19 protein-coding genes, 1 tRNA gene and 2 pseudogenes are annotated in these 24450 nt (G+C 63.5%); 10 read left to right on the plus strand and 12 right to left on the minus strand.

All coding sequences use genetic code 11. The features are described from left to right. The first annotated feature begins 10 nt into the window (after nucleotides 1-10). The 3 genes from F1640_RS07300 (at nucleotide 11) to F1640_RS07310 (ending at nucleotide 2825) form a co-directional block, all read left to right on the plus strand. Entirely contained in the window at nucleotides 11-1297 is a 1287-nt protein-coding gene (locus F1640_RS07300) for a cytochrome b/b6 (protein WP_124810002.1), read from the plus strand. Between the two features lie 33 nt (nucleotides 1298-1330). Further along, complete coding sequence (locus F1640_RS07305; RefSeq protein ID WP_124810001.1) at nucleotides 1331-2152, plus strand: cytochrome c1; 822 nt, start codon at nucleotides 1331-1333, stop codon at nucleotides 2150-2152. A 136-nt stretch (nucleotides 2153-2288) separates the two neighbouring features. Further along, nucleotides 2289-2825: an adenine phosphoribosyltransferase gene (locus F1640_RS07310; RefSeq protein ID WP_194918489.1), complete on the plus strand. Its 537-nt coding sequence runs from the start codon at nucleotides 2289-2291 to the stop codon at nucleotides 2823-2825. Nucleotides 2826-2888: 63 nt separating this feature from the next. Here F1640_RS07310 and F1640_RS07315 read toward each other — a convergent pair whose 3' ends face one another. Next, nucleotides 2889-5006 carry an acetate--CoA ligase family protein gene (locus F1640_RS07315; RefSeq protein ID WP_194918492.1) on the minus strand — a complete coding sequence of 706 codons (2118 nt, stop codon included), beginning with the start codon at nucleotides 5004-5006 and terminating at the stop codon, nucleotides 2889-2891. Between the two features lie 60 nt (nucleotides 5007-5066). Further along, nucleotides 5067-5354 carry a DUF2218 domain-containing protein gene (locus tag F1640_RS07320; RefSeq protein WP_194918494.1) on the minus strand — a complete coding sequence of 96 codons (288 nt, stop codon included), beginning with the start codon at nucleotides 5352-5354 and terminating at the stop codon, nucleotides 5067-5069. Nucleotides 5355-5538: 184 nt separating this feature from the next. Here F1640_RS07320 and F1640_RS07325 point away from each other — a divergent pair. Further along, nucleotides 5539-5612, plus strand: a tRNA-Gly gene (locus F1640_RS07325). 198 nt (nucleotides 5613-5810) lie between these two features. Then, nucleotides 5811-7046, plus strand: a complete 1236-nt coding sequence (locus F1640_RS07330; RefSeq protein ID WP_194918496.1) for a site-specific integrase — start codon at nucleotides 5811-5813, stop codon at nucleotides 7044-7046. A 576-nt stretch (nucleotides 7047-7622) separates the two neighbouring features. Here F1640_RS07330 and istB read toward each other — a convergent pair. The 5 genes and pseudogenes from istB to F1640_RS25150 all read right to left on the minus strand — a co-directional run. Continuing rightward, complete coding sequence (gene istB, locus F1640_RS07335; protein WP_066770779.1) at nucleotides 7623-8462, minus strand: IS21-like element helper ATPase IstB; 840 nt, start codon at nucleotides 8460-8462, stop codon at nucleotides 7623-7625. After that, nucleotides 8459-9970, minus strand: coding sequence for an IS21 family transposase (gene istA, locus F1640_RS07340; protein WP_066770782.1), 1512 nt, complete (start codon nucleotides 9968-9970; stop codon nucleotides 8459-8461). The genes istB and istA overlap by 4 nt, the downstream gene beginning before the upstream one ends. Nucleotides 9971-10012: 42 nt before the next feature. Beyond that, nucleotides 10013-10222, minus strand: coding sequence for a hypothetical protein (locus tag F1640_RS07345; protein ID WP_194918497.1), 210 nt, complete (start codon nucleotides 10220-10222; stop codon nucleotides 10013-10015). Between the two features lie 58 nt (nucleotides 10223-10280). Further along, complete coding sequence (locus F1640_RS07350; protein WP_120252817.1) at nucleotides 10281-10481, minus strand: transposase; 201 nt, start codon at nucleotides 10479-10481, stop codon at nucleotides 10281-10283. Between the two features lie 66 nt (nucleotides 10482-10547). After that, nucleotides 10548-11072, minus strand: a pseudogene (locus tag F1640_RS25150) (IS5 family transposase); the annotation flags it as partial. 196 nt (nucleotides 11073-11268) lie between these two features. Here F1640_RS25150 and F1640_RS07360 point away from each other — a divergent pair. Next, the gene (locus tag F1640_RS07360) at nucleotides 11269-14070 is read left to right on the plus strand and encodes a TonB-dependent receptor (protein WP_194918498.1); all 2802 of its coding nucleotides are present in this window, start codon (nucleotides 11269-11271) and stop codon (nucleotides 14068-14070) included. A 154-nt stretch (nucleotides 14071-14224) separates the two neighbouring features. Here F1640_RS07360 and F1640_RS07365 read toward each other — a convergent pair whose 3' ends face one another. Continuing rightward, on the minus strand, nucleotides 14225-15247 hold the full coding sequence (locus F1640_RS07365) for a LacI family DNA-binding transcriptional regulator (protein ID WP_194918499.1): 1023 nt from the start codon (nucleotides 15245-15247) through the stop codon (nucleotides 14225-14227). A 158-nt stretch (nucleotides 15248-15405) separates the two neighbouring features. Here F1640_RS07365 and F1640_RS07370 point away from each other — a divergent pair. The 4 genes and pseudogenes from F1640_RS07370 to F1640_RS07385 all read left to right on the plus strand — a co-directional run bounded on the left by F1640_RS07370 (nucleotide 15406) and on the right by F1640_RS07385 (nucleotide 22698). Next, nucleotides 15406-17228 (plus strand): annotated as a pseudogene (locus tag F1640_RS07370) (alpha-amylase family glycosyl hydrolase). Then, nucleotides 17225-18835 carry an alpha-glucosidase gene (locus tag F1640_RS07375; protein WP_194918500.1) on the plus strand — a complete coding sequence of 537 codons (1611 nt, stop codon included), beginning with the start codon at nucleotides 17225-17227 and terminating at the stop codon, nucleotides 18833-18835. The pseudogene F1640_RS07370 and the gene F1640_RS07375 overlap by 4 nt, the downstream one beginning before the upstream one ends. 10 nt (nucleotides 18836-18845) lie before the next feature. After that, nucleotides 18846-20900 carry a glycoside hydrolase family 97 protein gene (locus F1640_RS07380; RefSeq protein ID WP_194918501.1) on the plus strand — a complete coding sequence of 685 codons (2055 nt, stop codon included), beginning with the start codon at nucleotides 18846-18848 and terminating at the stop codon, nucleotides 20898-20900. A 280-nt stretch (nucleotides 20901-21180) separates the two neighbouring features. Then, nucleotides 21181-22698, plus strand: a complete 1518-nt coding sequence (locus F1640_RS07385) for an MFS transporter (RefSeq protein WP_194921255.1) — start codon at nucleotides 21181-21183, stop codon at nucleotides 22696-22698. A gap of 159 nt (nucleotides 22699-22857) precedes the next feature. On the opposite strand, the gene F1640_RS07390 is transcribed toward F1640_RS07385, so the two are convergent. From F1640_RS07390 to F1640_RS07400, 4 genes are all read right to left on the minus strand, one after another. Next, entirely contained in the window at nucleotides 22858-23022 is a 165-nt protein-coding gene (locus F1640_RS07390; protein WP_206694646.1) for a hypothetical protein, read from the minus strand. A 67-nt stretch (nucleotides 23023-23089) separates the two neighbouring features. Then, nucleotides 23090-23455 carry an NrsF family protein gene (locus tag F1640_RS26000; RefSeq protein WP_206694647.1) on the minus strand — a complete coding sequence of 122 codons (366 nt, stop codon included), beginning with the start codon at nucleotides 23453-23455 and terminating at the stop codon, nucleotides 23090-23092. After that, nucleotides 23374-23778, minus strand: a complete 405-nt coding sequence (locus tag F1640_RS24850; protein WP_206694648.1) for an NrsF family protein — start codon at nucleotides 23776-23778, stop codon at nucleotides 23374-23376. The genes F1640_RS26000 and F1640_RS24850 overlap by 82 nt, the downstream gene beginning before the upstream one ends. Then, complete coding sequence (locus tag F1640_RS07400) at nucleotides 23778-24425, minus strand: sigma-70 family RNA polymerase sigma factor (protein ID WP_194918502.1); 648 nt, start codon at nucleotides 24423-24425, stop codon at nucleotides 23778-23780. Before F1640_RS07400 ends, F1640_RS24850 begins: the two co-directional genes overlap by 1 nt. Nucleotides 24426-24450: the final 25 nt, after the last annotated feature.

Consider the following 24450-nt stretch of genomic DNA (forward strand, 5'->3'; position numbering starts at 1 on the left):
ATAAGACCCGATGAGCTTTCCCTGGGCGAACCATTACAAGCCTAGCCACCCCTTCATGCAGTGGCTGGACGAGAAGCTGCCTTTGCCGCGCTTCGTCTACAACGCCGTCGGCGCCGGTTATCCGGTGCCGCGCAACCTGAACTATTTCTGGAACTTCGGCATCCTGGCAGGCGTCTGCCTGATGCTCCAGATCGTCACCGGCGTGATCCTGGCGATGCACTATGCCGCCAACACGGGCGTGGCGTTCGATTCCACCGAACACATCATGCGTGACGTGAACTGGGGCTGGATGCTGCGCTACGCGCACGCCAACGGTGCCTCGGCGTTCTTCGTCGTGGTCTATGTCCACATCTTCCGCGGGTTTTTCTTCAGCTCGTACAAGGCCCCGCGCGAGATGATCTGGCTGCTGGGCGTGGTGATCTTCCTGCTGATGATGGCCACCGCCTTCATGGGCTACGTGCTTCCCTGGGGCCAGATGAGCTTCTGGGGCGCCAAGGTCATCACCGGCCTGTTCGGCGCGATCCCGCTGGTGGGCGAACCGCTGCAGCAGTGGCTGCTCGGCGGCTTCTCGCCCGATCAGGCGGCGCTGAACCGCTTCTTCTCGCTGCACTTCCTGCTGCCCTTCGTGATCCTGGGCGTGGTGATCCTGCACGTGTGGGCGCTGCACATCCCCGGTTCGTCGAACCCGACGGGCGTGGAAGTGAAGAGCGAGAGCGACACCGTTCCCTTCCACCCGTACTACACGGCGAAGGACGGCTTCGGACTGGGCGTGTTCCTGCTGCTCTACTGCGCGGTGCTGTTCTTCGCGCCGAACGCGCTGGGCCACCCGGACAACTACATTCCGGCCAACCCGATGAGCACCCCGGCGCACATCGTGCCCGAATGGTACTTCTGGCCGTTCTACGCGATCCTGCGCGCCTTCACGTCGGACTTCTTCTTCATCCCGGCCAAGCTGATGGGCGTGCTCGCCATGTTCAGCGCGATCCTGGTGTGGTTCTTCCTGCCCTGGCTGGATACCTCGCCGGTCCGTTCGGGCCTGTACCGTCCGCTGTTCCGCAAGTTCTTCTACGTCCTGCTCGTGGACGTGCTGATTCTGGGATACTGCGGCGGCGCGCCGGCTGCGGAACCCTACGTGATGATCTCGCAGATCGCCGCGACGTACTACTTCCTGCACTTCCTCGTCATTCTCCCGCTCGTTTCGTCGATCGAGAAGCCCGAACCGCTTCCCTATTCGATTACCGAAGCCGTGCTGGGCAAGGATGACGGCGCCGTGCTGTCCGCCAACCCCGCTGCCTGAGCCAGCCGAACCGGAAAGAACGAGAGAACCCCTATGGTCCGTCTTTTTGGCCCCTTCGTCGGCCTTTTCTTCGCCGTCGCGCTGCTCTGGTCGTTCGGTAATGGCGCCTATGTCGCCATCACCGAGCCGGCGGCCCCGACAGCCGAGCACGAGTTCCACAAGCACCCCAAGGAAGTGCATTTCGCTTCCGACGGCGCGTTCGGCCGCTTCAACAAGGAACAGCTGCAGCGCGGCTTCCTGGTTTACAAGGAAGTGTGCTCGGCCTGCCACTCGCTCAAGCACGTCGCGTTCCGCGATCTCCAGCAGCTCGGCTATTCGGAAGCCGAAGTGAAGGCGATCGCCAAGCAGTGGGGCACCAAGCAGCCGACCTTCGACCCGAAGACCGGCGACCGTGGCGAGCGTGACAACCTGCCCGCCGATCACTTCCCGATGGTCTACTACGCCGGCCAGGGCAGCCCGCCCGACCTGTCGCTGATCACCAAGGCGCGTCACGAAGGGCCGGCCTATGTGTACTCGCTGCTGACCGGCTACCAGGACCAGCCCGCGGAACTCCTCAAGAAGTTCCCGGACGCCAAGACGCCGGAAGGGCTGCACTACAACCCGTACTTCGCCAACCTGAACCTGGCGATGCCCGCGCCGCTGACCGGCGATGGCCAGGTGACCTACAGCGATGGCACGCCGGCGACGGTCGACCAGATGTCCAAGGACGTCGCGGCGTTCCTGATCTGGACAGCGGAACCCAAGCTGGACAAGCGCAAGCAGACCGGCTGGGCCGTGCTGGGCTTCCTGCTGGCGGCCACCGTGCTGGCCTATCTGTCCAAGAAGCAGGTCTGGAGCAACGTGGGCGGACATTGATCGCCCGCCGCTTGCCAGACGCGAGAAGGCCACCGGAAACGGTGGCCTTTTTCGTTGGCGCACGGCCGCCGCAACGCCATGGTGCGCCGCGCCCATCGCGCCGAAATTCCCGCAACCTCTCCTCGAAAGTTTCCCGATGACGCCCGACGATCTCAAGATGCTTGTCCGGTCGGTTCCCGATTTCCCTTCCCCCGGCATCCTGTTTCGCGACATCACCACGCTGATTGCCCATGGCGAAGGCCTGCGCGCCTGCGTGGATCACCTGGCCGAACGCGCCCGCGCGGCGGACGCGGAACTGATTGCCGGCATGGAAGCGCGCGGCTTCATCTTCGGCGCGGCGGTGGCGGCACGCATGGGCGTGGGCTTCCTGCCGGTGCGCAAGCCGGGCAAGCTGCCGGTCAAGACGATCGGCATCGACTATGCGCTGGAATACGGGCGCGACCGGCTGGAAATCGATCCCACGGTCATCCGCGAAGGCCAGCGCGTGGTCATCGTGGACGATCTGATCGCCACCGGCGGCACGGCGCTGGCCGCCGCCGAACTGCTGCGCCAGGCGGGCGCGGCGGTGCGGCATGCGCTGTTCGTGATCGACCTGCCCGATCTCCACGGCGCCGAACGGCTGCGCGGCGCCGGCCTGACCGTGGATGCCCTGATGGATTTTCCCGGGCACTGAAACGCGAAAGCCCCGCTCTCCGGCGAGAGGGGGGCTTTCGCGCCTTACCGCCTATTCCGGCGGTCAGTCGACCAGCATCAGCGCGTCGAGCGCCACAACGCCTTCGCCCACCGGGTGCAGGATCACCGGATTGAGATCGATCTCGCGGATCGCGGGCTCGGCGCGCAGCACCTGCCCCACGGTGACGATCAGGCGCGCAAGCGCCGCCACGTCCAGCGCGGGCGATCCGCGATAGCCCTGGAGCAGCGCCGCGCTCTTCAGCTTCATCAGTTCGGCCACGACCGCTTCCTCGGTCAGATCGGCGGTCAGCAGGCGCACGTCTTGCAGGATCTCCGCCGTCACGCCGCCGAAGCCGGCCAGCACCACCGGCCCCCATTCGGGATCGTTCTTGGCGCCGACGATCATTTCCAGCCCGCGCTTGCCCATCGCCTCGATCAGCACGCCGTCCAGCCGGATCGCCGCCGAATAGGCCGCGACGTTATCGTGGATGCGCTCCCACGCCGCGCGCACCGCGGCGCCGTCGGCCAGGTTGAGCAGCACGCCGCCGGCGTCGCTCTTGTGCCCCAGCGCGGCGGCTTGCGCCTTCATCGCCACCGGATAACCGACCGCGTCGGCGGCCGCGACCGCCTCGTCCGCGCTCGCCGCGAAACGACCGGCGGGGAACGGCAGGCCCAGCGGCCCCAGCAGTTCCTTGGCCTTGTATTCCGGCACCACGCCCGAAACCGCGTCCAGACCCGCCAGCGGCAGGGCCGGCTTGTCCGTGGCCGAGAGATCGCGCGCGGACCAGTGCGTCAGGCGCGCGATGGCGCGCAGAGCGCGTTCGGTAGTCGGGAACCAGGGGATGCCCGCGGCGCGCAACGCGGCAATGCGCTCGGCCGGCACATCCGCCCCTTCGTCCAGCCCGGCGAAGACCAGCGGCTTGGTCAGCGTCTTGCCGTCCACCGCCGCCAGGATCGGCGGATACTTGATCGCGCAGGTGATCGGCTCGGCCTGAATGATCCCGGCCAGCACGGTGCCGACGCGGTCGTCCTCCAGCAGCGCTTCCAGCGTGCGGGTATAGATCGACGGTTCGGACAGCCCCTGTGCGGTGATGTCGAGCGGGTTGCTCACCGGCACGAAGGGCGGCAGCGCGGCGCGCAGGGCCGGCGAATCCGCGTCGTGCAGATCGGCCAGCGGCAGTTCCAGTTCCTCGGCCAGATCGAGCGTCAGCGCCTTGAACGCGCCCGATTCGCCCAGCACGGCCGTGTTGCCGGAGGGCGGCACGGGGCAGCGCACGGCAATCTCGGCAATGTCACCCAGTTCTTCCAGCGTTTCGGCGAAGATCACGCCGGCGCGCGAAACCATCGCCCGCATCAGCTTGTAGTCGCCGGCCATCGCGCCGGTATGCGTGGCGGCGGATTCTCGCGCCGCGCTCGACTTGCCCGGATGGAGCAGGACGATCGGCTTGCCCGCCGCGCGCGCACGCCGCGCCGCCGCGAGGAAGCGCTGCGGCTTGCGGAACTGTTCGACGATCATCGCGATCACGTGGGTATCGGGCTGATCGACCATCCAGTCGACATAGTCCTCCACGCCGCTCGCCGCCTCGTTGCCGGTCGATACCGAATAGGACACGCCGGCATCGCGCGCGAGCAACATGGTGCCCAGCACCGCCGCCATCGCACCGGACTGCGAGACGATGCCGATCGCGCGGCGATCGCCCGGCGGCACGGCGTTGGTTTCCACGAAAGTCAGCGGCACGCGATCGACATAGTTGACGAGGCCCAGGCAGTTCGGCCCTTCGACCACCAGCCCCGCCTCCTGCGCGATCCGGGCGATCTCGTGCTGTTCGGCCAGCCCTTCCTCACCCCCTTCGGCGAACCCGGCGGAGAAGATCACCACGCCGCCGGCCTTGCGCGCCGCCAGCCCTCGCACCGCGTCCAGCACCCCGGCGCGCGGAATGGCGAGCACCGCCACGTCCACACCCTCCGGCAGCGCATCGACCGAGGGATAGCACCGCAGCCCCATGATCTCCTCGCGCTTCGGGTTCACCGGATAGATCGCGCCGGAATAGCCGTTGTTGGCCAGGTTGGTGAGCAGGGTGGCGCCGAGCGCGCCCGGCTTGTCGGACGCCCCCACGACGGCAACCGAACGCGGGCGCAGGAAACGGTCAAGGGCGGCGTGCGAGAGATTCGCGTCAGTCATGACATCCTCCGAAATTAGCTATGTTCTATAACAATATTCGGAGGCGCGTAAAGGCGGAACTCAGGCCGGATGCCAGTCGAACACCAGTTCGCCTTCACGGAAGGCGAAGCGGTTCAGGTGATCGGCGACCACCTTCTGCATCCGCGCCATGTCGCCGCCCTCGGCAACGGTGCAGGTCACGGTAAGCGCCGTCTCGTCCGCGACAAGATCGACGGGGCCGAGCGGCAGCGGCACGCGCCCCTGATGCGCATCGAAGGTAACGTCGAACTTGTGGCTCCAGTGCTTGCACAACTGCTGGAGATAGCGGCTGGCGCTGGCGGTGGGCACGATGGCGCGGGTTACGGACATGAAGAAAGCCTCGCTTGTTAAGATGGCTCAAAGATATATCTTTATCGCCAGGATACAAGGGGGCCGGCGCTTCGCCCGGTTTGCCAATACGCCGGTTGACGGCGCCGCCCCGCCGTGGCAATCGGCCCGTATCAGGGCGGCGACAACGGTCGCTGCCGCGATCAAGAGCACGACGCTTGATTGCGCGGGTATAGCACAATGGTAGTGCAGCAGCCTTCCAAGCTGAATACGCGGGTTCGATTCCCGCTACCCGCTCCAGCCCTCCCTTCCATATCTGTCCCGATAGGTCTATTAACCCTTGGAAAACCGAGGGTTTCGTGCCCTCAATCGTCCGGACTTGTCCTCAAGCTTCCCGCTGCATCCGGCTTCGTTGGGGGCCACTTCGGGGGCCAGAACTTTCCGGGCAATTCGATTGGCCCCCAACTGGGGGCCACGCGCAGGGAAAGGATAGGGAACGTGGCTCTGACAGATGTTGCCATCAGAAATGCCAAGCCCCGCGAGAAGCCATACAAATTGGGCGATTCTCTCGGCTTGTTTCTGCTGGTCCAGCCTTCCGGCGGCAAGCTGTGGCGGCTGAAGTATCGTGTGGATGGCAAGGAGAAGAAGCTGGCTATCGGCAGCTATCCCGAGGTCGGCCTTGCCGATGCGAGGCGCAGGCGCGACGAGGCCCGCGAGTTGCTATCTATTGGCAAAGACCCGTCGCGTGAAAAGAAGCGCAGCAAGGTGAGGGCGCAGGTGCAAGCGGAAACCACGTTCAGCGCCATCGCCGCTGAATATTGTGAGAAGCGACGACGAGATGGGCAAAAGGCATGGGCGGCCAGCACCGCTACGCGCTGCGAATATCTGCTGTCGCTTCTGAACGGTTCAATCGGCAAGTTGCCGATTACCGATATCGAACCATCTGACGTGCTCGTTGCCGTCCGAAGGATCGAGAGTAAGGGCAAGCTGGAAAGCGCCCGCCGTACTCTTCAATTGGCCAGTTCAGTGTTCCGCTACGCGGTGGCGACAGCACGCCTTTCATCCGACCCCACGCGCGATTTGCGAGGGGCACTGACTGCCCCGACCGTGACCCACTATGGTGCGATTATCGAACCAGTGCAGGTGGGCGAACTGTTGCGCGCAATCGACGGATACGAAGGGCAGCCGCTGACCAAGCTGGCGATGCAATTGGCCCCGCACGTGTTCGTTCGACCTGGCGAACTTCGTCATGCCGAATGGGCAGAGTTCGACCTGGAGGGGGCGTTGTGGACGATACCCGCAAGCAAAACTAAGATGCGTAAGGATCACCTTGTCCCACTCTCACGCCAGGCACTGGCAGTTTTGGCTGACGCCCGCGCCCTGACCGGAACTGACGGCTATGTGTTCCCGTCCATCCGCTCCCACAAGCGCCCCATGAGCGACAACACAATAAACGCGGGTCTGCGCCGCCTTGGTTACGCCACCGACGAAATGACCGCTCACGGATTCCGCGCAATGGCATCCACATTGCTGAACGAAAGCGGCAAGTGGCACCCCGATGCCATCGAACGGGCATTGGCCCATGGTGACAGCGACAAGGTCCGTGCGGCGTACCATCGCGGCGCGCATTGGAAGGAGCGCGTAGCCATGGCGCAATGGTGGAGCGACTACCTCGACCAACTCCGGGAAGGGGCGCAAATATTGCATCCGGAGTTTGGGAAGGTCCATTCGTGAGCGTCCGCGCCTGTCACCGGCTTCAAATCGCGATTTGCGACACCTTACTTCGACGTAAGCAACGGTATTTGCGAAGAAAACTTTGACATCTGCGCCCGGCTAAATCGCGCAGTGATGCGCAAATCGACATCAAATTGTTTCAACACCAGTCCCTAATTTCGAGTTTTTTGCTTTTAAACTATGCGGTTAAGGCTTGCGGCCCGCTGCGTAGGGTGTGTGGCGATTCCAAGCTTCCAGGTCGGCTCCGGTGATTGAGCCTGGACCGGACGCCGCAGACTGAGAATCCGACCGGCTGAGGCAAGGCGGAGCGATGATCAAAACATGTCCGCGTCGATAGCGGGCTTGTTGGGATCGGCGTTCGGCTTGGCCTTGTCTGCTTCCAGCTTCGCCGCAACCTGATTGAGTTGGTCGCCTGAAACGTCGTTGAAAAACCGCAGGCTGTCGGACTTGCCGGGGTGTCAACGGCGGAGCAAAAACCGGCCACTGTGGCGGAGTAAAAGTAGGCCACTGATGTTGCGGCAGGTGCAAAGCAAAGGGCCCCGATCGGGGCCCTTTGCTTTTGGCCGTTTTGATGGGTCAGTTTTCGTCGACGGTGGCCTGGTTTTGCTCCGCCCCGCTGGCAGTGGCGCGACGGCGACTGGCTGACTGCTTTAGGCGGTAACTGTCACCATTCATGGTCAGGATGCTGACGTGGTGGGTCAAACGATCCAGCAATGCGCCGGTCAGGCGCTCGGACCCAAGCACCTGCGTCCAGTCCTCAAACGGCAGGTTGGAGGTAACGATGGTGGAGCCGCGTTCGTAGCGCTGGGAGAAGGTCTCGAACAACAGCTCCGCGCCGGTGGGCGAGAGCGGGACGTAACCCAGTTCGTCGATGATCAGCAGCTTCACTGCAGCCAACTCGCGCTGCATCTTGAGCAGCCGCTTCTCGTCGCGGGCTTCCAGTAACTGGTTCACCAGCGCCGCGGCGGTGGTGAAGGTCACGGTGAAGCCCTTCTGGCAGGCGGCCAGCCCCAGGGCGAGCGCCACATGGGTTTTGCCCGTCCCGCTATTGCCCAGCGCAATGATATTCTCGCGCCGCAGGATATATTCGCAGCGCGCCAGATCCAGCGTCAGCATCTTGTTGAGGCTGGGGATGGCGGTGAAGTCGAAGGTATCGAAGCTTTTGACGGCCGGGAACCGGGCAGCACGGATCCGGCGTTCGACAGTGCGCCGCTCACGGTCGATCAGTTCCAGTTCGATCAGGCGCAGTAGATAGCGGGGATGATCGACACCATCACGCGCGCACTCCCGGGCTACTTTCTCATATTCGCGCAAAACGGTCGGCAGTTTGAGTTGCTTGAGGTGGTGGGCCAGCAGCACCTGTGGCGCACCAGCGGTGGTGCCGGTGGGCAGGTTGTCATCGGGCGCCCGGCTCATGCTGCCATCTCCTTCGAGACCTGGGGCATCAGAGCCGCATAATCAGCCGCCTGCGTGACCTTCACATCCAGCCTTGGCAGGTGGGGATAGGTCGTCAGGTCAAGCCTGGCGGGCCGCCGTTCCATCCTGGCCAGTGCGATCTGCTTCACCGCATCAAAGCTGATCGCGCCCATGTGGATCGCCTGAGTGACAGCATGGGTCACCACGGCCATGGGCATCGCTTCCAGCAAGCGCAAGACCTGGATATACTCGCGCTTGCCCTTGCGGCCCATGCGTCCCTCCAGCAATTGCCGCAGGTGGGCAAAGACATCGGGCAAGGCCCAATTCTGCAGTGCAGCCGCCTGATCGAGAGCATTCGGCTTTGTCTCGATCAGCGCCAGATAATGCAGCGGATCGGCCACAAAATCGCCGCTGCCATAACTGCGCACATGGCGGGCGATCTCCTCGGCGCCGGACAGGATCACCACCTCGTCCACGAAGCCCTTCACCACCACATCCTGGAACCCAAACCTTGTGGGCACCGAGTAATCATTGCCGCGATACCGCACCAGCGCCGTCGATGACACACGGGCGCTGCGCCTCTCGCATGGCTCCAATGGCACCGGCGGTAGTGGGCGTAGCGCCGCAACGTCAGCAACCATGCGCTCACCGATGGTCTGGGCATGGCGGCCAGCACGTTCGCCTTGCCGCGCATGACAGCGCTCCAAAAGAGCCGCGTTCAGTGCGTCATAGCTCGCCGCCTGCGGCTTGGGCGTCATGAAGTTGCGGCGCGCGTATTTGACCAGCCCTTCGACCTTGCCCTTGTCATTCCCCTTGCCGGGTCGGCCGAAGCGGTCAGAAAACAGGTAGTGGCTGACCAGCTCGCTGAAGGCACGTGTGCGCTCACGCTTGCCGTCCCCCAGAATCTTGGCCACCGCAATCGTCGTGTTGTCGTAGAGGATCGACTGGGGAATGCCGCCAAAGAAGTCGAAGGCCGATACATGCCCATCCAGAAATGCCTCGGTCGTCTCGCGCGGGAAAGCCTTCACGAAACAGGCATCGGACTGCGGCAAATCCATGCACAGGAAGTGGATCTTCTGCTCCACACCGCCAATCACGCCCACCGCTTCGCCAAAATCCACCTGCGCATGCCCCGGTGGGTGCGCCAGCGGCACAAATGTCTCGCGGCCACGCACCCGGCTCAGCCGGACATAGTCCTTCACCACCGTGTAGCCGCCGCCATAGCCATATTCATCGCGCAGCCGCTCGAAGATCCGCTTCGCCGTGTGTCGCTGCTTGACCGGCGCCGTCCGGTCACCTTCCAAAATCGCGTCAACCACCGGCAGCAAAGGCCCCAGCTTCGGCTTCTCCACCGGCTTCGTGCGCGTATAGCCAGGTGGCAGTGAAAATCGGCAGATCTTGCCAATCGTCTCCCGGCTTAATCCAAATACCCGCGCGGCCTCTCGCTGGCTGCGCCCCTGCACAAACACAAACTGCCGAACACTCGCGTAAACTTCCACGGCATACATCCCGGCCGCCCTCAAAAGGGCAGCCTTACCACTGGCCGGTTTTTACTCCGCCACGCTCAGCACTTCGCTGGCGTTCCAGTGGCTGGTTTTGTCACCGCCCTGCACAAAGACTATGCCGCTCTCAACGGGCTGATTGTTGCCAGCAGCCATGTCGATGTCGAGACCGCGCGTAAGGCGGGACGCACTGCCTTTGGGATTCCTCTTCGAAACGCGGTTGGACGGGGAAGTGAGGCTGGCGTGCTGGCGGTTCATGGCCTTTGTTGGTGCGACGGCGAGGGTTGCGGCGGTGTTGTGGAGTGCGGCGCGCGCATCAGGCGAGGATCGTGGTACGTCTGAGGTCGTAGATGGTTGCGAATGCGAAGAAATCGGCGGAGTTTCGCGCGAGGGAAAGGCATCTGGCGCGCGCCTCGCCGTAGAGGCGCTTCATGGCGCTGAACACCGCCTCGACCGGTGCGCGCCGTTTGGCGATGAGGAGATTGCGGCGCGCCTGCCAGCGCGGCAGCTTCGGCATCTAGCGGTGCCGCCGGTGCATGATCCGGTCCTTGATGCCAGCCGCCCCGAGGCCATCGCGGTCCCGCCCCGCGCTGTCGGAATTGTCGGCGGTGGTCAAATTGACCATGAGCAATCGGCAATCGGTATTGACGGCAATGTGCCGATTACGACCGACAACCTTCTTGCCCGCATTAAAACCCCGCTTTTGCGCCGCCGGTGCCTTGATGGATTGCCTATCCACGACGGCGGCTGTCGGGCTCTGTTCACGCCTTTCGCGTTCGCGGTCGAGCATCAGTGCGATGTCGTGTATCGTACGGAACAAGAGCCGGCGCACGAAGCGACGAAACTACCAATACACCGTTTGCCAGGGTGGGAAGTTGTTCGGCAACATACGCCATCCCCCACCTGTTCGTGCCAGATAGCGAAGCGCATCGAGCACATCACGCAGGTCTGTCGACGGCTTGCGTCCGCGCTTGGCTACGGGCGGCAGAAACGGCTGAATGAACAGCCATTCTTCGTCCGTCAAATCGGTCGGGTAGCGCTTCGATCGTTTCTCAAATCCAGCCATCCGGCCACGCTCGCTCGGGTCCACATCCCAAATTTGAATCATGTCCGAGCCGCCGCATCAACACATTTCCAAACGGTCTCTGAAAACGCAAGATTGAGCCAAGCCGGAAGCAGGCCTGTTCGCCGCAGTTGAATACGTATGTTGAAATCTGTGCAGGTGGCCACCGGCGGATTACCGTGGCGCTTAAGAACGTAGGCAAGATCAACGCACTAAACAAAAGTTAGGGGAGGCTCCGGCAATGCGTCATTTCCATTGCTCCGTTTTTCGCATCACATTGCTAGCTGGCGCTGCACTTTCGTTTCCAGCAATTGCTCAGGCTCAGGCTCAGGCTCAGGCTCAGGCACTGGCCGGAACGGAATCGCCATCTGAAAAATCATTGACTGAAGACATCGTCGTCACCGGCATCCGGGCCTCGCTCGCCTCAGCCACTAAGGTCAAGCGCGATTCCGTCCTGATCGTGGATTCCATCTCGGCCGAAGATGTTGGCAAGCTGCCCGACGTGTCGATCGCGGACTCGCTCGCCCGTCTGCCCGGCGTCACTGCCCAGCGCCTCGAAGGTCGCGACCAGCGCCTGTCGATCCGCGGCCTTGGCCCGGACTTCTCGACCACCCTGCTCAACGGCCGCGAACAGGTCACCGTCGGCGACAATCGCGGCGTCGAATATGACCAGTATCCGTCGGAATTCTTCCAGAACGTCAACGTCTACAAGAGCGCCGACGCCGCGCTGATCGCCGCCGGCATCTCGGGCACGGTCGACCTGCGCATGCTGCGTCCGCTCGACAAGAATGACCGCATCCTCGCCGTGTCGCTGCGCGGCCAGATGAACGGCATGGACAAGCTCAATCCCGATGGCGAACGCTATGGCTATCGCGCTTCGGCCACCTATGTCGATCAGTTCGCCGACGACACGCTGGGCCTGTCGCTGGGTTTCGCCGCCTCGCAGACCCCGTCGCAGAATGAGCGTTTCAACGCCTGGGGCTACCCCACCGATGCCGACGGCAATCTGATCATCGGCGGCGCCAAGCCCTATGTGCAGTCGAACCTGCTCAAGCGCTATGGCATGGTCGGCACGCTGGAATGGCAGCCGAGCGACAATTTCCACTCGACCTTCGACGTCCTCGCCTCGCATTTCGAGGAAGAACAGCGCCTGCGCGGCATCGAATTCCCGCTCGTCTGGGGCAGCAATGTCGGCGTCAGCGACGTGACGGTCGAAAATGGCTTCGTCACCGGCGCCACCTTCTCCAACGTCTATGGCGTCCAGCGCAACGACTATAACAAGCGCAAGGCCGACACTATCTCGCTCGGCTGGAACAACGACATCCGCCTGAACGATCGGCTCAAGCTCAATGTCGATGCCAGCTGGTCGCGCGCCAAGCGCACCGACTTCCTGCTCGAAACCTATTCGGGCACCGGCTATCTGCGGTCGGGCGTGTCCGACACGGTGCGCGTCGAACGCCAGTCGAACGGCCTGTTCAGCATCGTGCCGACGCTCGACTATACCGACACCAACGCGATCAGCCTGACCGACCCCAATGGCTGGGGCTACAACGGCACCACCGCCGTCGTGCAGGCGGGCTTCCTCAACCGGCCCAAGTTCATCGACGACATGAAGTCGTTCCGCGCCAACTTGGTCGGCGATATTTCGGGCAGCATCTTCAGCAACTGGGAAGTCGGCGGCAATTACAGCCGGCGCAAGAAGACCAGCGCCTATACCAGCTATTTCCTCTGCCCCACCGGCGGCACGGATTGCACCATCGCTAATGGCACGCCCGGTTCGGCGCCGGTGCCGCAGGAGGCACTGCTCGGCAAGAATGTCTCGCTCGACTATCTGGGCGTGCCGGCGATGCTGACGCTCGACCCGCTCTATCTCTACAACAATGTCCTGGATGCCGTGTATGACAACCGGCCATCCTCGCTGGTGCGCGACAATGTCGTCAAGGAAGATGTCTTCACCGGTTATGCGAAGATGACGCTGGATGGCGATCTGGGCGGCAAGCCGCTCAAGGGCGCGATCGGCGTGCAGGTGATCCACACCCGTCAGGCGTCGACCGGCACCATCTCCAACTTCTCCAACGGCGTCGTCACAGTCGTGCCGGCTTCGGGCAAGGACAGCTTCACCAATTTCCTGCCCAGCGCGCAATTCTCGGTCGAGCTGGAACCCGGCTTCTTCGTGAAGATGGGCGCGGCCCAGACCATGGTCCGTCCGCGCATGGACCAGGAACGGATCAACCAGGAATATAGCTTCAACCTGGCCAATGTGGGCCTCGGCTCCGACCCGCAATATAGCCCGTTCAGCTCGAACGGCGGCAACGTCGCGCTGCGTCCCTATCAGTCGACCAATATCGACCTGTCGATCGAGAAATATTTCTCGGGTGGCGGCTATGTCTCGCTCGCGGGCTATTTCAAGAATCTGACCGACTTCGTCGATCCCAACAACAATATCGCCTATGATTTCTCGGATGTGCTGGCCTCGCTGCCTGTCGATATCCGCAACCAGATCATTGCCGACGGCAGCTATATCGGTCTGCTGAAGGCCCCGGCCAACACCGGCAAGGGCACGATCATGGGTGCGGAAGGCACCGTCTCGCTGCCGTTCAAGGTGTTCAGCGAAACGCTCGACGGCTTCGGCATCTTCGCCAGCGGTTCCTACACCCACAGCGAAGTCAAATATGGCAGCAACCCGACCGATGTCGTCACCCTGCCGGGCCTCTCCAAATGGGTCGCCAGCGGCACCGCTTATTATGAAAAGAGCGGTTTCCAGGCGCGCGTCTCCTATCGCTATCGCTCCTCCTTCCTGGGCGAAGTCGCCGGCCTTTCGGCCGCGCCGACCTTCCGCACCGCCAAGGCAGAGGGCATTCTGGACGCGCAGATCGGCTATGAATTCCAGTCGGGGCCACTCACCGGCCTGTCGATCCTGCTGCAGGGCAAGAACCTCACCGATCAGCCCTTCGTCACCTATCAGAATGGCGATAAGCGGCAGGTCATCGACTATCAGCGCTACGGCCGTGATTATTATCTGGGCCTGACCTATAAGTTCTAAAATTCCTCCCCGGATTGCCCGACTGCACGCGGGCAATCCCTCTCCCCGGACCGCCACCCCTTAGAGGGGAGGGCGGTCCGTTTTTCTTTGGGGGGAGAGGGAGTAGGCTCGGCCGCTCTTCTTCCTCCCCTCCCTGAGAGGGAGGGGAGATAATTTACGCCGTCATCCGCGTGATCAGCCGGGGCGCCAGCAGCGTTGGCGTGACCGGCTTGCGGTCGATCTGGCCGATCAGCGCATCGACCAGCACTTCGCCCGCGCGCAGATAGTCCTGCGCCACGGTGGTCAGCGGCTGTCGTGTCAGGCTGGCGGCGGGGATATCGTCAAAGCCGATCAGGGCGACGTCGCCGGGCACCGACAGCCCATGTTCGTCCAGCGCCCGCATCGCGCCGATCGCGATCAGGTCCGACCCGGCAAAGATCGCGTCGAATGTCACGCCGCGCGCGATCAGGCGGCTCGCTGCTTCATAACCCGATTGCTCGGTCGACAGTGCATCGACATGCAGGCCGAGGTCGATCGCATGGCCGGCCTCGCGCAGCACATCGGACAGGCCGACATAACGGTCGCGAAATTCGGGATAATGGCTCGATGCGTCGCCCAGAAAGGCGATCCGGCTGCATCCGCGCGCGATCAGATGTCTGCCCGCATCCCGCCCGCCACGACGGTTGTCGCAGCCGATCGTCATCCCCAGCGCATGCTGGTCCACCGATCCCCAGCGCACGAAATGCGTGCCCTGCGCCACCAATTGCTCCAGCCGGGTGCGATAGATTTCATAGTCGCCATAGCCCAGCAGGATGATGCCGTCGGCCTTGCGGCTATCCTCATAATCGACATGCCAGTCGGTCGACAGCTGCTGGAAACTGGTCAGCAGGTCATAGCCGCGCTTGGCGCAGGTCTGCAGGATCGGGCCCAACATCGACAGGAAGAAGGGGTTGATCCAGCTTTCGTCGGGCAGCAGATCCTCGAAGAACAGCAGCGCGAGCGTATTGCTCTTGCCCCGCCGCAACGAGGATGCATTCTTGTCCACCGTATAATTGAGCTGCCGGGCGATCGCCTCGACCCGCAGCCGCGTCCCTTCGCTCACCGTCTTGTCGCCACGCAGCGCGCGCGACACGGTCGGCTGGGACACGCCGGCCAGCGTGGCGATGTCGAAGGATGTCACTTTGTCGTTGGCGGCCATGGCGCAACCCTACGCCAGCGAGTCTCCATTGGGAATAGAAGGGTTTGAAACCGGCCTGAATACGTATGCCGCTCCCTTGGCCCGCCCTGTCTACGCCGACTAAGAAGGGGCCAAGCCGCGGCAATTGGGCACAAGCGGCAATGGGAGGGATGAAGGTCATGCGCGGACGAACGGCAATGCTGCTGGCTGGGCTCTGCGCGCTTCCCGCTCCGGCGATGGCACAGGATGACGGTTTCCGCGCCCGCCTGCCCGAAGATGAAGTCATCTATTTCGTCCTGCCCGACCGGTTCGACAATGCCGACCCCGCCAATGACAAGGGCGGCCTCAAGGGCGACCGGCTCCAGACCGGCTATGATCCTGTGTCCAAGGGCTTCTACCATGGCGGCGACATCAAGGGGCTGATCCGCCGGCTCGACTATATTCAGGGGCTGGGCGCCACCGCCATCTGGGTCGGGCCGATCTTCCGCAACAAGCCGGTGCAGGGTCCCAAGGGGCAGGAAAGCGCCGGTTATCACGGCTACTGGATCACCGATTTCGAGCATGTCGATCCGCATTTCGGCACCGACGCGGATTTTGCCGCACTGGTGAAGGCCGCCCATGGCCGGGGGATGAAAGTCTATATGGACATCATCGCCAACCATACGGCCGACGTGATCCAATATCGCGAATGCGCCGACCAGCCCTGTCCCTATCGCTCGCGCGCCGACTATCCCTATCAGCGCCGCGGCGGCGTGGCCGGCCCGGCGATCAATCCGGGCTTTGCCGGCGACGCCGATCATAGCGCCACCAATTTCGGCAAGCTCACCGACCCCGCCTATGCCTATACTCCGTTCGTGCCCAAGGGCGAGCAGGCGGTGAAGAACCCGGCCTGGCTCAACGATGTGCGCTATTATCATAATCGCGGCGAGACGACCTATTCGGGCGAGAGCGCGACCATGGGCGACTTTGCCGGGCTCGACGATCTGATGACCGAACATCGCGCGTGATCGCCGGCATGATCGACATTTTCGGCGGCTGGATCGACCGCTTCGGGATTGACGGCTTCCGCATCGACACCGCCCGCCATGTCGACCCGCATTTCTGGCAGCAATTCGTCCCCGCCATGCAGGCGCGGGCCAAGGCGCGCGGCATCCCCAATTTCCATGTCTTCGGCGAAGTCTATGTCGAGACGGTCGATGCCGGCCCGCTTGCCTGGCACACCCGCGAAGGCGGCTTTCCCGCCGTGCTCGACTTCGCCTTCCGCCAGGCCGCACTGGAAACCGTCGCGGGCAAGGCGGCGACAGCTACCTGGGAACGCATGCTGACTGGCGACGCCCTCTATCAGGGCGGCGGCGCCACCGCGCGGCAGTTGCCGACCTTCGTCAGCAATCATGACGCCGGCCGCTTCGCCACCTTCGTCCGCCGCGCCTTCCCGCAGGCGGGCGAGGATGAAGTGCTGCGCCGGGTGATGCTCGCCAACGTCATGCTGCTGACGCTGCGCGGCGTGCCGACCATCTATTATGGCGATGAACAGGGTTTCGTTGGCGATGGTGGCGATCAGGACGCGCGCGAGGATATGTTCGGCAGCCAGGTGGCGAGCTATAACGACAATCGCCTGCTCGGTAGCGATGCCACCACCGCCACACCGCGCTTCGATCCCGCCCATCCGCTCTATCGCGAGATCGCGGCGCTCGCCCGGCTGCGCACCGGCCATGCCGCGCTGCGCCGGGGCAGCGAGACGATCCGCGCGCGCGGCGACGAACCGGGCCTGTTCGCCGTCTCCCGCTTCGATCCCGACACGGGCGCGGAATATCTGATCGCCTTCAACACATCGACCGCGCCGATCAGGGCGCAGGTCCAGGTGGATATAGCCTCCACCGCTTTCGACACCGTTGCCGGCGCGGCCTGTGCCCCGCGCGCGTCGGCGCCCGGCAGCCTCGCCCTCGACCTTCCTCCCCTTGGCTACAGCGTCTGCGCTGTACGGAGCGCTAATCCGCAATGACCGACGCACTGACCGATATGGCTCCCTGGTGGCGCGGCGCCGCCATCTACCAGATCTATCCGCGCAGCTTCGCCGACTCCAATGGCGACGGCATCGGCGATCTGGCCGGCATCACCGCCCATCTTCCCTATGTCGCCTCGCTCGGCGTCGATGCCATCTGGCTCTCGCCCTTCTTCAAGAGCCCGATGCGCGACTTCGGCTATGACGTGTCGGATTATTGCGATGTCGATCCGATCTTCGGCACGCTCGCCGATTTCGACGCGCTGATCGCCCGCGCCCATGACCTCGGCCTGCGCATCATCGTCGATCAGGTCTGGGCCCATACCTCCGACGAACATCCCTGGTTCATCGAAAGCCGCTCCAGCCGCCAGAATTACCATGCCGACTGGTATGTCTGGGCCGATGCCAGGCCCGACGGCACGCCGCCCAACAACTGGCAGTCGGTGTTCGGCGGCCCGGCCTGGACCTGGGACGCGCGGCGCGGCCAATATTATATGCACAATTTCCTGAAGGAGCAGCCGCAGATCAACCTGCACAATGGGAAGGTGCAGGCGGCGGTGCTGGATATCGTGCGCTTCTGGCTCGACCGCGGCGTCGACGGCTTCCGTATCGACGCGATCAACCATTCGATGCCCGACCCGCAACTGCGCGACAATCCTCCCGCGCCACAGGATGGCCGCATTCGCACGCGCCCCTATGATTTCCAGATCAAGCGCTACAGCCAGAGCCACCCGGACATTCCGCTGTTCCTGGAAAAGGTGCGTGCGGTGTTCGACGAATATCCCGATCGTTTCACCGTCGCCGAAGTCGGCGGGGATGACAGCGATGCGGAGATGAAGGCCTTCACCCAGGGCGATCATCGTCTCAACACCGCCTATGGCTTCGACTTCCTCTACGCCCCCAAATTGACCGCGCCGTTCCTGAAAGACGCGCTGTCGCGCTGGCCGGCGGAGCAGAGGATTGGCTGGCCCAGCTGGGCGTTCGAAAATCATGACGCGCCGCGGGCCGTCTCGCGCTGGGCCGGCGACATCGACGCCCATGCCTATTGCCGGATGAAGATGCTGCTGCTGGCCTGCCTGCGCGGCAATATCTTCCTCTATTATGGCGAGGAACTGGGCCTGCCGCAGGTCGATATCGCGTTCGAGGATCTGCAGGATCCCGAAGCGATCGCCAACTGGCCGCTGACTCTGTCGCGCGACGGCGCCCGCACGCCCATGCCCTGGATCGGCGCGGCTCCCTGGCTCGGCTTCTCCGATGCCAAGCCCTGGCTGCCGGTGGGGGAGGCGCATCGCCCGCTCGCGGTCGATGCGCAGGAAGCCGATCCTGCTTCGCTGCTCCACTGGACGCGCGAGGTGCTGGCCCTGCGCAATGCCACCCCGGCGCTGCGCGGCGGCACGATCACCTTTCTCGATACGCCGGACGATCTGCTCGCTTTCGAACGGACGCAGGACGGGCAGCAGCGCCTCTGCGTCTTCAACCTCGGCGCCAGCCCCGTCGCCTGGCGCCGGGCCGATGCGGACCGCTGGCAGGTCGAACTGTCGACCGGCAGCATCGCCGACTGGAATTTCGCCCCCGCATCCGGCCTCGTCGCCGCCTTCCAAGTTTAAGGACGTTCCCATGACGCGACTGACCGCGCTCGCTCTTCCCCTCATCGCCCTGGCGCTCGCGCCCACCGCCGCGCGCGCCGATGTGGTGGCCAAGGCCGCCTCGCCCGACGGCCATATCACCCTCACCATCAGCCTCGATGGCGAGGGGCGCCCCAGCTATGCCGTGCAGCGCAATGGCAAGCCGCTGATCGCCGACAGCCGTCTGGGCTTCATGTTCACCGATGCGCCCAAGATCGAGCGCAACCTGACGCTGGCCGATGCCAGGCAGGCGAGCAGAGACACCAACTGGACCCAGCCCTGGGGCGAGTGGAGCACGATCCGCGACCATCATAATGAGCTCAAGCTGGTCTTCCGCGAGAAGGGCGATCTCCAGCGCGAAATGGACGTGACCTTCCGCCTGTTCGATGAGGGCGTCGCCTTCCGCTACAGCCTGCCCGATCAGGCCAATCTCCATCACGCCAACATCGCCGAGGAACTGACCCAGTTCGCCTTCGCGCAAGGCGGCACGGCCTGGTGGAAGCCCGCCTATGAATGGAACCGCGAGGAATATCTCTACAATCGTACCCCGCTCGACGCGGTCGGCACTGCCCAGACGGTGATGACGGTGAAACTGGCCGACGGCACCCATGTCGCCCTGCATGAGGCCGCGCTGGTCGATTATGCCGGCATGAATCTCGCCCGTGCCGAAGGCAACACTTTCCGCGCCGATCTGACGCCGGGTGCGGGCGCACCCAAGGTGTCGCGCGACGCCGGCTTCTCCACCCCCTGGCGCACCATCGCCGTCGCCGACGATGCCGCCGGCCTCTACATGAACCACATGATCCTGAACCTGAACGAGCCCAACAAGCTCGGCGATGTTTCGTGGATCAGGCCGGGCAAGTTCGTCGGCGTCTGGTGGAACATGATCAAGGGCGAATGGAGCTGGGCGCAGGGCCCCAAACATGGCGCCACCACCGCCAATGTCCGCCGCTATATCGATTTCGCCGCTGCCAGTGGCATCCCCGCCGTGCTGGTCGAGGGCTGGAATGTCGGCTGGGACGGCAACTGGTTCGGCAACGGCAATGCAATGAATTTCTCGCAGCCGACCGAGGACTTCGATGCCGATGGCCTCGCCGCCTATGCCAGGTCCAAGGGTGTCACCCTGATCGGCCATCATGAAACCGGCGGATCGGCCAGCCATTATGACGGCCAGCTCGACACCGCCTTCAAATGGGCGGCCGACCATGGCGAGCAGGTGGTGAAGACCGGCTATGTCACCGATGCGGGCCAGATCGAGCGGGTCGACGCCGATGGCGCCAAGCATCGCGAATGGCATGAAGGCCAGTGGATGGTGAACCATTATCTGCGCGTCGTGCAGACCGCCGCCAAATATCATGTCAGCATCGACAGCCATGAACCGGTCAAGGATACCGGCCTGCGCCGCACCTACCCCAACTGGGTCGCGCGCGAAGGCGGCCGGGGCATGGAATATAATGCCTGGGTCGGCGGCAAGAACCCGCCCGAGCATGAGGCGAACCTGGTCTTCACCCAGCTGCTGGGCGGCCCGATGGACTTCACGCCGGGCGTGCTCAGCCTGTCGGGTTCGGAAGGCAGCACGATCCACTCGACCATCGCCAAGCAGCTCGCCCTCTATGTCGTCCTCTATTCGCCGGTCGTGATGGCGGCTGACACGCCGGAAAATTACGCCAAATATCCCGGCCCCTTCCAGTTCATCAAGAATGTGCCGACCGACTGGTCCGACACCCGCGCCTTGAATGGTGAGGTTGGCGACTATGTCACCATCGCGCGCAAGGCGAAGGGCAGCGACGACTGGTATCTGGGCGCAGTCGGCGATGAACAGGCGCGCTCCAGCAAGGTGGCGCTCGACTTCCTCGATGCCGGCCGCAGCTACACCGCCGAAATCTACCGCGACGGCCCCGGCGCCGACTATCGCACAGAGGCACGCCACGCGATCGTGATCGAGAAGAAGCAGGTGAAGAAGGGCGACGTCCTCGCCATCGATCTTGCGCCCGGCGGCGGCCAGGCGATCCGCTTCGTCGCCAGCGGCGGCAAGCGCAAGCGGTGAAGGCTGACGCTTCCTTGATACTTGTCGTCATCCCGGACTTGATCCGGGATCCATTCAGCGCTCGCTCGCAGATGTCGCGCCGAATGGATCCTGACTTTCGTCAGGATGATGCAGGGTGGAAGGGGGCGATCAAAAGCCTCGGCTGTCCTATTCCGCCTGCGCTTGATAGGCTTCGTGGCCGCATGCACGCAGACTTTCCGATAGGATCAGGCGCTCGCAACTAAATGTCAAAATGTGCGGGAAATGCGCGAAGTTAAGGCGAAGGATGGGGATGGCCGGGATGAATGAGATGGGGCTGGAACCGGGCGCGACGACGTCCGATGGTCGGCCGCGCCAGGGCTTTTGGGGGCTGTGGAATATCAGCTTCGGCTTCTTCGGCATCCAGATCGGCTTCGCGCTCCAGAACGCCAACATGTCGCGCATCTTCCAGTCGCTGGGGGAAAATCTCGACAATCTCGCCTTGCTGTGGATCGCCGCGCCGCTGACCGGCCTGCTGGTCCAGCCGGTGATAGGCCATTATAGCGACCGCACCTGGTGCCGCCTCGGCCGGCGCCGGCCCTATTTTTTCGCCGGTGCGCTGTTCGCGGCGCTCGCTTTGTTCGGCATGCCCAATGCGCCAGGCCTGATGGCTGCCGCGCTGATGCTCTGGATTCTCGACGCCTCGCTCAACGTCTCGATGGAGCCGTTCCGGGCCTTTGTCGGCGATATGCTGGCGAAGGAACAGCATATGGCCGGCTATGCGATCCAGACCGCCTTCATCGGCACCGGCGCGGTGATCGGCTCCTCCACCCCCTGGCTGCTCGACCAGATGGGCGTCTCCAATGTCGCGCCCGTCGGCATGATCCCCGACACGGTACGGGTCAGCTTCTATATCGGCGGCGCCGCGCTATTCCTTGCCGTGCTCTGGACCGTGCTCACCACCCGCGAATATTCGCCCGAGCAGATGGCCGGTTTTGCACAGGCCAGCGAAGCGGCAAGCCGGAAGGAGGCGCCGCCGGTCCCCGCCGGTGGTCCGCTCTGGATCGTCGCCGGCCTCGCCGTCATCGCCGCCGTCTGGGGCTGGGCGCTGGAAAAGGAACTCTATCTGCTGGGCGGCCTGCTCGCCGCCTATGGCATTGCCCGCATCGCCGCGCGCGGCCTTCATGCGCAAGGCCGGACCGATAATTTGCTCAGCCATGTGGTCGGCAATTTCGCGACCATGCCGGCGATGATGAAGAAGCTGGCGCTGGTCCAGTTCTTCACTTGGTCGGCGCTCTTCATCATGTGGATCTACACTACGCCGGTGGTCGCCCAATATATGTTCGGATCGGCCGACCCGACCAGCGCCGCCTATAATGAAGGGGGCAATTGGGTCGGCATCCTCTTCGCCACCTATAATGGCGTTGCCGCCTTCGCCGCGCCCTTCCTGCTCCAGCCGCTTGCCCGTCGCATCGGCCAGGCCCGGACCCATGCGCTGGCGCTCACGCTCGGCGCCCTCGGCTTCCTGTCCTTCCTGGTCCTGCGCGATGCACGGGCGCTGCTCCTGTCGGAGGTGGCGATCGGCATCGCCTGGGCCTCGACCCTCGCCATGCCCTATGCGATGCTCGCCTCCAGCGTGCCGCAGACCAAGCTCGGCATCTATATGGGGCTGTTCAACGCCTTCGTCGTCATCCCGCAATTGCTGGTGGCGACGGTGATGGGCACGATCATGCGCCATTTCTTCCCGACCGAACCGATCTGGACCATGGCCTTCGCTGGGGCGGTCATGCTGGCTGCAGCGGGAGCTACTCTACAACTAGGGTCAGAAACGCTCGAGTAACTTCGAGGAGACTGATCCATGTTGTCCACCATCATGTCGGATCGCGCATCTGATGCCATACCACCCCTGGCTATGACGCGCCGGACCTGAGAGCCTTCGTGTTCGCCCTGTTCGTCCTCGCCGCCGGTTTCACGATTGTCCAGGGTGTGACGAATCCTCTCATTTCTCTGCTGGGGCCTGTTCATGCACCCCGCCAGCCTCATACTTCTTGCCCCAGACGCGGATCAGGTTGCGTGAAATGTCCTGGCGTTTCGCCAGGCCATGAAGCGTCTCCTGCGCCACCTGTTGATTGAACTCGACACTACGAGATCGGTGTGTCCGCATGGGCTATCCTCCGAAAGCCCGGCCACCCGGTCAATCCTGCCTACCCGCCCTGTCTGGTCCAAAGAGTTCATGGAAGCCGGCGAGCGCCGGTTGGCGGGCGATGCCGCCTCGTAGACCGACCGCTTGAGGAAAACCTTCGGCTGAACAAAGCTGCGCCTGTCAGGAACAGCACGGCGGTACCGAGATTCCAGCCAAGGATCATCGCAGTCGCATCGAGGGGATGGAACATGGACAGGGCTGTCGCCGTGATGGCGGACACCGCCAGGCTTCCCATCAGAATGACCGACGTCGGACGCAGCGTCGCCGCATATCGCAGCATTGCCAGCATGATCAACGAGAGGGGTAAACTGGTCAGGACGAGTGTCGCAAAGCAGCTCGACGCCGCCTCAACCGTGACTGCCCCGGCGGAACGGGCACCCAGCCGGCGAAGCATTGATATCCAATGGTCGACAGCCAGAGAACGAGCGGCGGAATGGGCAGAAGCAGCCACCAGCGTGATCTGTCCGGCAAACTGATGAAGAACGTCGCAATGGTGGCGAGGGCGCCCGTTATCAGAGACGAGATCATGTTGATGGCGAAGACGGTATCCTGCATCCGCTCGGCGAACTGCGGACGCACGCCGTGGCTGATGGTCATGAGGCCCATGATGGCGGCGGCGATCAAAAGCCAGCCGGTGGCGCGCAGCAAGGGTGGACGCAGGCGCCTGACCGGAGGAGCATTCGTGGCGAGCGAGCGGATCAGATCAGCAGTTTCCATCACGGCTCCCTCCGATCCGAGAGCAGATCGCGCAGGTTCCGGATTGCCCTGTGGGTCGCCATCTTCAGTGACGCGATGGAGAGCCCGGTTGCATCGGAGGCTTCCTTCAGGGACATTTCCTTGAGCTTAAGCAGATCGACAGCAGTTCTCTGGACGGATGGCAGGTCATCAAGCGCCTTGGTCAACCGCTGCTTTTCAAGCACGTCCTCGTCGCTATCCGATTGTGCCGCCGTTGCCTCGTGCTCGGCGGTAAGCGGGGCTTCGCGCAAGATCTGCCGACCGCGACGACGCAGGCGGTCGATGGCGCGTCGATTGGCGATGCCCACCAGCCAGGGACCCAAGGGCCTTGCCGGATCATATGTATGCCGGATCGAATGAAGGGTCAGCAAGATGTCCTGCACGGTGTCTTCGATATCCCATTGTTCCTTGTGCCATCGCCTGGCCAACGACCTGAGATAGGGCGTGATCTCCTGTAGCAGGCGTAGATAGGCTGTCGTATCACCATCCTGCGCGCGCGCCATGAGGATCGACCAGTCGAGTTCGCGCGAGGCCGGTACTTCAGGACCGTTCGGACCGCTTCCGTCCCCGCTCGTGACCGTGCCGTCGGAGGCCACCAGTTGCAGCAGCCGACGCTTGTCATCGCGCATTGTGGCCACCCCACGCGTTGATCGA

The sequence above is a fragment of the Novosphingobium sp. NBM11 genome, from assembly GCF_015390225.1.
In the GTDB taxonomy this organism is placed as follows: domain Bacteria; phylum Pseudomonadota; class Alphaproteobacteria; order Sphingomonadales; family Sphingomonadaceae; genus Novosphingobium.